Consider the following 10,832-nt stretch of genomic DNA (forward strand, 5'->3'; position numbering starts at 1 on the left):
CGGAAGAATTTTTGGGAAACTCTTGCATTACACAATAAAATCAACACTCTAACTTCGCTCTGTCAAAAAATTGCAAGCTGCATAGCGTCGTGACTTTGCCTGTATAAACCGGGTCAAGATTTCAATCGCAGTTCACCCAACAGATGCCGCGTTCATGCCCAGAATTGAACGCATTTGCAGTTAATAACTCCTTAACAATCGACTCATTCGAAGGCAGCTGCTGGCCCAAGATTGCGCATAGGATTGGATCGAGACTGTCTCGACCGCGCGCTTGATTTGCATGGCAACGTACCTTGGAAACCAAAAAATAAGGTGTACGACACATGCCGAGATTTAGCTTCGGAAACTACAATTGGTCCAACTTCAATTGGTCAAATTGGGCCTCGTCATATTTGTCCAACTTCAACTGGTCGAAGTCGTCAAGCTGGTCAAACAATAACTGGACCAGTTCGCGCGCGAAAAAAGCGCCAGAGCTCATTGTCACAAACGTTCCGACTGACATTACGGTGGATGACAGCGCTGGATCTTTCGTCGATCTCTCCGCGATGAAGCTGCGCTACAAGGGTGCAAGTAAAGAGATCATCACGATTACTCTAACAACGGACGCCGGCACATTTGAAAGCGTCGGGAACCGGAGAGTTGACGTGACTGGATCCGGCACTGACACGATCACTTTCACGGGACGAGCTGGGCAGATCGACAGGTTCCTCAACAACGTCAATGCGTTGACCTATAATGTGGATCCGAATACGCCAAACGCTGGCACAGCAAGTTTCACTATGAGTGCGCAATACGGCAACACGAATACAACGATTGCGACGATCGCCGCAACTGTGCCCGAAGTCACGGTGCCCGTCACCGAAATGAGCGGTACATCTGGTGACGACGAACTCACAGGTACCGATAACTCAGAAACCATTCTTGGTCTCGCCGGGGACGATGATCTTGACGGTCTTGGCGGCGACGACACAGTCGAGGGCAATGCCGGGAATGACGTTATTCGTGGCGGAGCCGGTGCAGACATCCTTGTCGGTGGAGCAGGTGAGGATACCCTTCAATATGTGGGCTCGGCGGCGGGCGTGAATGTTGATCTGAACGCCAGTGGAATTGGGCAGCAGTCGGCTTCGGGTGGCGACGCTCAGGGCGACCAGATTTCTGAATTCGAAAACGTATACGGCACTGAATTTGCCGACGTTTTGACAGGCAACAGCGACGACAACGTCTTGTTTGGGTATGGCGGCAGTGATGTGATCGACGGCGGCGCCGGTGATGATGTCATTCGCGGCGGCGCGGACGCGGACACGCTAACTGGTGGTACTGGTACGGACTGGCTGCGTTATCTAGGCTCAACCTCCGGCGTAACTGTTGATTTGAATCTAGACACAGCTGGCTTCCATCAAACTTCTGGTGGAGACGCCGAGGGTGACATCGCCTCAGGATTTGAAAACATCTATGGTTCAGACTTTGACGATGTTCTGACCGGCGACGGTGGTGCCAACTACATTATCGGCTTCGGCGGCGACGACACCATTGACGGCGGGGCGGGCAACGATCTTGTTCGCGGCGGCGCGGGTGGCGACACCATGATCGGCGGCGCAGGTACCGATACATTGCAGTATGACGACTCGGCAACTGGTGTGACCGTTGACCTGAGCCTGAATGGAACAGGAATCCAACAGACCTCCGCTGGCGATGCTTCGGGCGACATCATCTCCGAGTTCGAAAATCTGACTGGCTCCGACTTCGGCGACGTCCTGACAGGCGATAGCGGCCGCAATATCATTCTCGGCCTCGACGGTGATGACACTATTGATGGCGGCGACGGATACGACGTTATCCGTGGTGGTGCCGGCGCTGACACCATGATCGGCGGCGCGGGATCCGATGTTCTACAATATGCTGGGTCTTCAGCTGGCGTGACCGTGAACCTGACTGCCGATGCCGCTGGATTTCAGAGCGCATCCGGTGGCGACGCCGCAGGAGACATCATTTCCGAGTTCGAGAGCGTCTACGGCTCGAATTTTGGTGATGTACTGACAGGCAATGCCTCCCGTAACATTCTGTATGGCTATAGTGGCGACGACACCATTGATGGTGGCGCAGGCAACGACGTGCTTCGTGGTCTTGCCGGAAATGATACATTCGTATTCAGCACTGCTCTTGGCGATGGCAACGTCGACCGCATTGTTGACTTCAGCTCAGCCGACGACACGATCCATCTAGACAGCAATGTCTTTGCAGGCTTGACGCTCGGCCCGTTGGACGCGGCGGAATTCCTTTCCAATGGCACCGGGCTTGCGGAAACAGCGGCGCAACGCGTGATCTACGATAGCGCGACCGGAAACTTGAACTTTGATAGCGACGGGACCGGCTCTGCAGAGGGCGTCTTGTTCGCCACTCTGGCCACAGGCTTGACCATCGACGAGAGTGACTTCTTCGTCATCTAGACGCCAACGGAAAACCCCACTGCCGTATGTATATCAGGCGGTGGGGATTTTGCCTAAATGGACGGAGTTATCGAGACGCATCATCCTTGAAGCTGAGGACGATTAGCGCCCCGGAAGCGGTGTTACTGGCATCAATCCGCCCCCCGAACTGAGCCAATATCTCGGCGCTGATGCTCAACCCCATCCCGGTTCCGCCTTGTTCACGTTTGGTCGTGAAAAACGGGCCCACAATCTTGTGAATATTTGCCTCGGATATGCCGGTGCCGTTGTCCTGAACGCGAATTTCAGATGTCTTGTCGTCAAAATCTACAACTACCCTTGTTGCTCCGTGTTCTTGCGCGTTTTGTAAAATATGGGTGAGGCAAATTTCAGCAGCTTCCTCTGGAAGCGGAAGCAATGCATCTCGTGCCCCATTGGCCTCGATCACGAGCCCTTCAAATCGCTTGGTTAGGCGCGCGGCAATCTCGCTTAATCGTGTTGGCTGCGTACCGAACTCAGCCTGCCCACGTGCCATGTCGCGCATGCGCATTAACAACCGGTCCATCCGGGTTGCATCTTTACTTATAGTGGCCGCCAGCGCATTCCGTCGATCATCCGTGACGTTGGAGCCTTGCAGCAACTCTGCGGCTCCCGCGATAGATGTCACAGGGGACTTCAACTCATGGGTTGCGTGCTTGGTGTAGGTATTCAGCGCAGCAGATTTTGCCCGCAATGCATTCCCCATATCCATCAGACTCTGACCGAGGCTCGCAAGTTCCTTCAACCCGTAGCTTGGCAGGCTGGTCCCTAGTTCACCTTTTGCAATGTGACGGGCCTGATCTTGAAGTTGAGTCAACGGGCGGGTCAAAAAACGCCAAACGGAAAATCCGATGACTGCAGCTGAGACAGCAACCGTCGCAAGAAGCCACAATAGAGCGTTTTTCTGCTGCAATAGATATTTATTCAAATTCGACGGCGTCCTTGACAGATAGACAACGCCAATCACCTTGCCGGCCACATTAACCGGATGCGCCACATAAACGCGAAACTTGGTGTCGCGGCTAACGGATCGCAGCGAGTGTCGTCTATACTCTTCCTCGCGCCAACGCGCGGCGGAGACGATCTCACCTTTCAACGCGCGCGCCACCTCTGCAACATGGCTGAAACTGCCAGTATCCGTTCCTGACCCTGCAATAACCTGCCCTTGGTGATCCAACGCCAGAAAGCCGACCAAAGTGGATTTCTGAGCCTTCTTCGCCAACCGAGAGAGATCGGCCGACAGCGCTAGATAAACATCTTCCGGCATCAAAGCCGTTGGCAGAGGATCAGGCCTCGGCGGCAGAATTGAGCGACTACCTGAAACCAAAACTGCGTCAACCGGATGCCAGGTTTCCTGCAATCGTTCGATTTGTTCGGGTGCCAAAACTGCGCCAAACGAGGGCTCTGGTAGCAAGGCCAGAAACTCTTGCGCATAGATCGCGCTGTAGATGGCGGCCTGTGCATGCAGGTTGGCCTCGGTCTCGCGTACAAATTGGTTACTGGTAATTCGCGCCGCCGTCAGCGCCACGAACGGCAACAACACAAGAACGCCAACCACCAAAGCAATCAGCATTGCCAATGACGGCCGCCACTTCTTAGGCACCTTCACTGCGTGCATGTACCAAGCCGCAATCCCACCCCGTGTATGGTACGAATGATATCCACATACCCGACTTTGCGGGCCTTCTGGCGCAAATTGCGTACATGGCTGTCGACGGTGCGGTCAGACAAAGTGACGTTGTGCCCGTAAACGGCAGTGATCAATTGGTCGCGCGTGAAGACCTGATCCGGTCGGGAAACCAAGGCCGTCAGAACGGAAAACTCGATAGATGTCAGTTCCAACTCCTGACTGCCTAAGATCGCCTCGTGAGCATTGTGCTTGAGCACCAAATCGCCATGCTTTGATTGCGATAGCTCATCGTCTGCACGGACTCGGCTTAGGATGGCTTTAATCCGCAGTACCAACTCGCGTGGACTAAATGGTTTGGTCACATAGTCATCACCGCCAAGCTGAAAACCCAGAACACGGTCGATTTCGTCGTCCCGCGCGGTCAGAAACAGAACCGGTACCTTGCTAAACTTTCGCAAGGCTTGGCAGGTCTCGAACCCGTCAAGTTCTGGCATCCCAATATCAAGCACTATTAAATCGGCGGGGTTTCGGCGCTGCGCGATCAATGCCGCAGCCCCATTTGTCGCTTCGCTAACCTGCATCTCGGCATCTTCAAGTGCCATGCTGATAACCGATCTGATACTGGCATCATCATCGACGACTAAAATATCTGCCTTCATACCCGCCCCTCCTCAATTGTAGTCGTAGCGGTTGCGCGACGCAGTGTCATCAGCCGGTGCCGATGCGTTGGGCGTTGCAAACTGCTTATATTCTCGGGTGACATCATCCAAACGAGCCTGCCGAAAGCTCCAGCTGCGCCAGTCCTCAATTTGAACCGATCGGTTGCTATAGTAAAAGGAACAAAGTTTCAGACCTCTGCGTTTTGACTCAGCCAAAACCACCGCAATACCACCGGGAGTTTCGTCGCACAGGTACCGGATATCCAATCGACGCTCAGGATGCGCAACATTACTCTTCGCGATGACATATCCGAAGTTTACAAAGCAGCAAATGTAGAGCGTCAATACTGTGACCGCGGCAAACACATTGGTCACCCAAGCGTTCGATTTTGAACGCCACAGCTGCCATATCAACAACACCATCCCCACAAGGACCAGCGCCATCCCAATGCCCGCACGCATCCGTAAGAATGTCAGGCCATATGCGTCTACATACAAATCCAGCCGCGTTAGTGCAGAGCCAACCAGAAATATATTTTGGGCAATCCAAACCGCCAACAAGCCTTTCAGCATTGCTGATGCCTTGAGGTAACGTCGCGACATCACCGCAAACACCCCCGCCAACACAGACGTGGCCATCAGCGGGTAAGCACCCTTATGCGCGTAGGTCGCGTAATTCATACCATCTGGAAGAGCGCTTCCGCCCCATAAAAACGCAATATCCGTCGCATTTTGAAACAAGAACATCACGTTGAATACGAGCAGTGAGTTCGTGATTGACTTGGCATTGAGCAAATGACCTTCAACGTCGAGTTGGCTCTCAAGATGGAACTCACTGTCTGAAAACGCCTTTGCAAAATGCCGAAACACAGCAAATGGCAGCACAACCACTGCAACAACAATCCCAAATGCCACTCGCCTTAGTGTGTTTTGCGACAGATCCATGTCGAACAACCTATCGGCCCAGTTTTCCAGCACTGGATTTGCCAATAAGAACAGCAATAGAAATACACCGCCCACGCCGATGGGAACAATCCAACCCGACAGCGCTTCACGCTGTATTTTGAAGTGCTGCCGCGCGGCAACCGAGCGCCCGATTGATGGCCATGAACTCCACAAGAATTCCGGGACGATGTAGGACAAGCGCGCGAGGTTACGTGCGATGCCAGCTAGCGGTGATCGTGTGGCCATCCAGATCAACACGCCAAAATGGCCCGCACTCAAAAATGACAGCGAAGCTAGCTGAACATACTCTAGGACAGGCAGCGCGCATGCGACCCAAATAACTGCCAATATGGTCAGCTCCTGACGCTTCATAACTGGTCGCAGGTTCAGATATGCAGCACCACTCAAGGCTGCGCTGTATATGATAAGAGAGACGCCGAGCGAGTGTTCCCAAAACAAGAAATCCGCCAGAAGAACCAAGCCGATCAATACCGCAACACTCTTCGCATCCAACACAGAGCTGCTTGTGCCATGGCGATCAACTTCGGCGCCTAATGCCGGATCACCGCCGCCCTTCACCCCCCTCGATGCATCTTGTTGCGCTGCGGCGTGCGCATCTCGAATTCTAGCTTCGTCCATATCTGTACCCCCTATCTCCAAGTTGGGCAGAGATTGGACGACCGAGGTGCAGAAGAACTGCCAAGCTTGTGCAGATATTTATTAGACCTTTGCGACCAGTACTCTGGTGAAATGTCGGCTAGCAATTGGTAAAGGGGATCGAGATTGGCCCACGTAATGATCGCCTCTTAAGGCTCACGCTGCACTACTCAGCCGTAAGCGAGAAAACCCACAATCCGGGCGGCGCTTGAAGCAACCCTCCGCGCTGCGGACGACTGAAAGCACTTGGCAGGACGGATGTACTACCACCATTGCCTGCCAAGACTCTGCAATTTCTGACCTAGTTAAGCGCGTCAGAATTTCGGGGGTGCCGAAAGGTATTCCCCGTATTCTCTCCAGATAACTAGCGTATAGTGAGTCACACATCGAAGATTTTCCGCACGATGGGGCACGACATGAGAAACGCTGAGGCCGGTCAGTCCACTGATGACACGCAATATGCGCGGCTGGTCGCTCCGGGCTTTGTGACGTTCACAGATGTGACCCCTGTTGGCGCAGATGAACTGGAATTTGTCATCTCCAATGAAGCGACGGGTAAGTTCTTTTTGGCCAATCGCTCTACCGTTCAGTTTTTCAGCCTTGTGAAAGAAACTGGCTCGGTTCCTCATGCTCTGGCCAAAGCAGGTATTCCCTCGCAGCAAGGGGATGCTTTAGTCAAACGGCTCGTTCAATCGGGCCTTCTCGTGCGCAGCGGTGAAACTCAAAGCGAAGCTGATCTGAAAGCCGCTCCGATTGAAAGTAAGCTTATTTCAATGCGGTGGGATTTGGTGGATGCGAGCCGTATCACCGATATACTCGGCTGGTTGGGGAGGCTCTTATATTCGCCGGTTGGATACTTGGCATGGTGCGGTGCGATGATTGCAATGGTCCAAGCACTGCTCGCCAATACTGAAAAACTGACCCTTGGACTCCGCCAGGTCTTCGAAGCCGATTGGCGACAATTTTTGATTTTCGGCATACTCTATGTGGCGTTGAAAATTGTGCACGAAATGGGTCATGCGCTTGCCTATCGAACGATGTGCTTGCAGGAAGGCTTGAACCCCGGACCGATCCGGATGGGGATTAGCATTTTCGCCTTCACCCCCTTCCCTTTCACCGACGTCACAGGCGCTTGGCGCCTTCGCTCTGTATTTCGGCGGGTCATGATTGGCGCAGGCGGCATCTACTTCGAGACATGGATTATTGCGCTACTGGCTATCATATGGTCCCAGACCCAAACCGGCATGCTGCAAACGGTCATCTTGCAAGTCGCTGTATTTGCCGGTGCGCTTGCGTTGTTATTCAACCTTAATCCGGCCATCAAGTTGGATGGCTACTACATGCTGACGGACTACTTCCGTCGCCCCAACCTAGCTGGCCGTGCAAGTCAAGCAGCCCGCAATTTTATGGCACGGGCATTGGGTGCGCAAACCTCCGCCATACCCGCCTCTGACTTCGCATACTGGGTTCTTTCCTATACTTACCGGTGGACAATATTTGGGGGCATTTTCTGGCTGATCTACCAGTTCGACAAACGCCTTGCCCCGGTGGCGATCGCCATCATTCTCATGACCCTTGTCGCAAGACCCCTATTCAATTCACTCAAATATTCGGTCAAGCTTGGCATTCGTCCAGTGCGCAGTGCCGCAGTTCTTTTCTTCTGCGCCGCACTCACTGCGATAGTATTCGTGCCGTTTCCTGATCGTATACTACTTCCCGGTCAGTTGCGCACCTTCGAGACGCGCTTCATCGAAAGCAGCGAAAGCGGGCATTTACACGTGGCCGATGATAACGCCTTCACCTTGGAGAACCCCATCCTCGAGCAGCGGATCATTGATGTGGAATTACGGCGGAAAATGCTTGAAAACCTCAGCCGGTCGGCACAAAGCACCGCTGCTGAAAGGTCAAGCCTGACCGCTGAAATTGACAGCTTCAGTCAGACGGGCGACGAGTTAAGGGCGCAGCTTGCTGCCGCACAGTTCTCTGCGCATCAAACCGGTATTTGGACGCCTCTTGCCTCAGAACAATATGACGCGGCGTGGATAACACCAGCATCGACGGATAGGTTGGGAGCGTATTCCATTCCCGTCACACCGCACCTGAGGCTTCGCTTGGACCAATCGCTGCTAGAGCGTGACATCCCTTTAACTCAACACACTGTTTTGCGCGTGAGGGCTGTGCACAATCCCCGTTGCGAATTTGAAGCCTTGCTCGAAAGTGAGCTCGCCAACAACATCGCGATCGACGGTCAACTGACACTTCGCGCCAATCTTGCTCATGATCACGCTCAATGTGCGTCTGAATTGGCAAATGGCGGTGCGGTCGTTGCCCGCCTTGATACCAAGTCACGATCTTTGCTACAGCGCCTACAATTTGCAGGCGCACGCTTGCTACAAAACAGGCTAGAGCTTAACCCGCAATGAGTCCTCCAACGGGGCCAACAACACCGAGAGAGTATCGCCATGGTTCAGAGACGCGCCGTAAACCGAGCAGATAAAGAACTTCAGCCGGAAAACCTTCCGACGCTTTATAAGACGTTGATCCCGCTGACTGCAGAGCGCCACGCCGGCTATTTCCTTTCTCAGGAACGGTCATACGAATATGCCGCAGACACGAATGCAATTCCGATCACCGCAGATGAATTCCCGCAGGCGATGCGCAACTACCCGATTGTTCTGGCAGGATCAGACGCCCCAACGCCCGTCGCCTTGGTCGGGTTCTCTGCTGGCAAGAATGACTATGTTCAAAAGGACGGCAGCTGGGCCAAAGACGCATACGTTCCGGCATATTTGCGGCGCTACCCGTTTGCATATGTCCGCGAGGCCAAGGACGTCGAGCGCAACATTCTTTGCGCCGATCTGTCCTCTATGATTTTCTCAACACATGGCGAAGAAGATCGCGCGCTATTCAAAGACGGCAAGCCTTCACAAGTTCTGACTAACGTAATGGACTTTTCAAACCGCTATGAAATGGCTCTTCAGCGCACGCGTGCGGCTATGGAAGAAGCAAAGACATTGGACCTGATCGATGCATCATCCGTGACGATCACACGGAATGGCAAGACGTTGAAAGTAGAGGGGTTTCACATCATCTCGGAAGAGAAGTTGCGCAAATTGCCCGATGACGTTCTAGCGGGCTTGGCGCGGCGCGGTATCTTAAACCTATTCGCTGCACATCACCTATCCTTGACCAATTTCACTTCCTTCGGCGAGATGTAATAATGCTAAGAACTCTGCTGGTCGTCACTGCCCTGTGCTTGCCTTTCGCTTCCGTGGCGCAGTCCGTGTCAGCGATCCTAGAGCCGGTCAACAGCGTGGAAATCCGTCCGTCGGTGAATGGACGGCTGGACAAAATTCTCGTGCAGGAAGGTGCTGTTGTGACCAAAGGTACGGTTCTCGCGTCAATTGACGCGCGCGTGCAGAGAGCACGTGTTGCGCTGGCAAGTATCGCCGCTCAAGCAGATGGTGCAGTGATCCGTGCGGAAATTGTTATTGAACAAGCCAAAGCTCTGCGCGACCGCGTTGCCCGCGCGCGCAGCAAAGGGGCCGCGCAGAAATGGGAAGTGATCCAGTCCGAGCAAGCCGTGCAACTGGCTGAGGCAGATTTGAAAGTCGCACGGGAAGGCGTCAGCCAAAGCCAAAGACAGCTTGAACTGGACGAAGCCGTTCTGGAGGAGTTTTCAATGATCGCGCCGTTTGACGGAACCATTCTGGAAATCCAAACGCAACGCGGTGAAATCGTGGAAACAGAGACCACCGTTCTCGAAATTGGCAACTTGAAGCGCTTGCGTGCCACCGCGTTCGTGCCGCTTGACTGGTTGAATGGCCTAGACGTCGGCACCGAGATCGTCGCGCAACTGCCCACAGGTGCTACCGCAACTGGCGTTGTGTCCTCAATTGACCCTCGCGTTGATCCAGCAAGCCTTAGCGTGCGGGTGAGAATGGCGTTCGACAACACCGATTTGAAACTGTTGGCAGGCACGGCCATCACGATATCCAGTCCCTAAGCAATGAACGCACCCCGCCCCCAGCCAGAGCAGGCTAAACCTGCGCAAAACGGCCGCGATCTGAACTCGGCTATTGTTGCGTGCTTCTCCTCAGGAACGGAGACGCCGCCGTTCCCTGAACGGTTTGTCGAGCTAACCGTAGCGCTGACAAGCCAACAAAACGTGTCGCTCTGGTGCCTGTCCCAAACCGACGAGCCGCCCCAGATGATTGCGGCATATAAGTCCGCCGAGCTTGCAGACACACTTCAGGACTTGGCCGCCAGTCTTCTGGATCAAACGTCAGAAAGCTCGACGACGCAGGTTCAAGTCGTCGACCGGTATATCACCGCCAGCGTTGCCCTTCCCGCTGACCGTACCGCAGTCCTGTTGATGGAGTGTCCGTCGTCAGAGTTTTTGGAACCAAGAGCTGCTTAATCTAAGAGAGAGTTTGGCTCATCTGGTTGCTGTGATTATGCGGCGTGCTGGCAGTG

Annotated in this window: 8 protein-coding genes; 5 read left to right on the forward strand and 3 right to left on the reverse strand. The window is 53.9% G+C overall.

All coding sequences use genetic code 11. From position 1 onward, the window contains the following. Positions 1-323: 323 nt before the first annotated feature. A complete protein-coding gene (locus tag BCF46_RS08355) occupies positions 324-2,447 on the forward strand; it encodes a beta strand repeat-containing protein (protein WP_121023240.1) in 2,124 nt (707 codons plus the stop codon). 67 nt (positions 2,448-2,514) lie between these two features. Here the strand turns inward: BCF46_RS08355 and BCF46_RS08360 are convergent, their stop codons facing one another. The 3 genes from BCF46_RS08360 to BCF46_RS08370 are packed head-to-tail and all read right to left on the reverse strand — an operon-like array spanning position 2,515 to position 6,338. Beyond that, entirely contained in the window at positions 2,515-4,083 is a 1,569-nt protein-coding gene (locus tag BCF46_RS08360) for an ATP-binding protein (RefSeq protein ID WP_121023241.1), read from the reverse strand. Next, positions 4,071-4,754: a response regulator transcription factor gene (locus BCF46_RS08365; protein ID WP_121023242.1), complete on the reverse strand. Its 684-nt coding sequence runs from the start codon at positions 4,752-4,754 to the stop codon at positions 4,071-4,073. Before BCF46_RS08365 ends, BCF46_RS08360 begins: the two co-directional genes overlap by 13 nt. Positions 4,755-4,766: 12 nt before the next feature. Further along, positions 4,767-6,338, reverse strand: coding sequence for a DUF4153 domain-containing protein (locus tag BCF46_RS08370; protein ID WP_121023243.1), 1,572 nt, complete (start codon positions 6,336-6,338; stop codon positions 4,767-4,769). 422 nt (positions 6,339-6,760) lie between these two features. Here BCF46_RS08370 and BCF46_RS08375 point away from each other — a divergent pair, with 422 nt between their 5' ends. The 4 genes from BCF46_RS08375 to BCF46_RS08390 are packed head-to-tail and all read left to right on the forward strand — an operon-like array spanning position 6,761 to position 10,776. Next, on the forward strand, positions 6,761-8,779 hold the full coding sequence (locus tag BCF46_RS08375; RefSeq protein WP_147435979.1) for a zinc metalloprotease: 2,019 nt from the start codon (positions 6,761-6,763) through the stop codon (positions 8,777-8,779). A 39-nt stretch (positions 8,780-8,818) separates the two neighbouring features. Further along, positions 8,819-9,574: a SapC family protein gene (locus BCF46_RS08380; RefSeq protein ID WP_121023245.1), complete on the forward strand. Its 756-nt coding sequence runs from the start codon at positions 8,819-8,821 to the stop codon at positions 9,572-9,574. 2 nt (positions 9,575-9,576) lie between these two features. Next, on the forward strand, positions 9,577-10,362 hold the full coding sequence (locus BCF46_RS08385) for an efflux RND transporter periplasmic adaptor subunit (RefSeq protein ID WP_121023246.1): 786 nt from the start codon (positions 9,577-9,579) through the stop codon (positions 10,360-10,362). 3 nt (positions 10,363-10,365) lie between these two features. Then, on the forward strand, positions 10,366-10,776 hold the full coding sequence (locus tag BCF46_RS08390; protein WP_121023247.1) for a hypothetical protein: 411 nt from the start codon (positions 10,366-10,368) through the stop codon (positions 10,774-10,776). Positions 10,777-10,832: the final 56 nt, after the last annotated feature.

The organism is Litoreibacter meonggei (assembly GCF_003663885.1).
GTDB classification, from domain to species: domain Bacteria; phylum Pseudomonadota; class Alphaproteobacteria; order Rhodobacterales; family Rhodobacteraceae; genus Litoreibacter; species Litoreibacter meonggei.

What these genes read in the sequence shown, in the direction of transcription:
- BCF46_RS08355 (WP_121023240.1), top strand. Translation starts at nt 324, where the DNA reads ATGCCGAGATTTAGCTTCGGAAACTACAATTGGTCCAACTTCAATTGG.
- BCF46_RS08360 (WP_121023241.1), bottom strand. Translation starts at nt 4,083, where the DNA reads ATGCACGCAGTGAAGGTGCCTAAGAAGTGGCGGCCGTCATTGGCAATG.
- BCF46_RS08365 (WP_121023242.1), bottom strand. Translation starts at nt 4,754, where the DNA reads ATGAAGGCAGATATTTTAGTCGTCGATGATGATGCCAGTATCAGATCG.
- BCF46_RS08370 (WP_121023243.1), bottom strand. Translation starts at nt 6,338, where the DNA reads ATGGACGAAGCTAGAATTCGAGATGCGCACGCCGCAGCGCAACAAGAT.
- BCF46_RS08375 (WP_147435979.1), top strand. Translation starts at nt 6,761, where the DNA reads ATGGGGCACGACATGAGAAACGCTGAGGCCGGTCAGTCCACTGATGAC.
- BCF46_RS08380 (WP_121023245.1), top strand. Translation starts at nt 8,819, where the DNA reads ATGGTTCAGAGACGCGCCGTAAACCGAGCAGATAAAGAACTTCAGCCG.
- BCF46_RS08385 (WP_121023246.1), top strand. Translation starts at nt 9,577, where the DNA reads ATGCTAAGAACTCTGCTGGTCGTCACTGCCCTGTGCTTGCCTTTCGCT.
- BCF46_RS08390 (WP_121023247.1), top strand. Translation starts at nt 10,366, where the DNA reads ATGAACGCACCCCGCCCCCAGCCAGAGCAGGCTAAACCTGCGCAAAAC.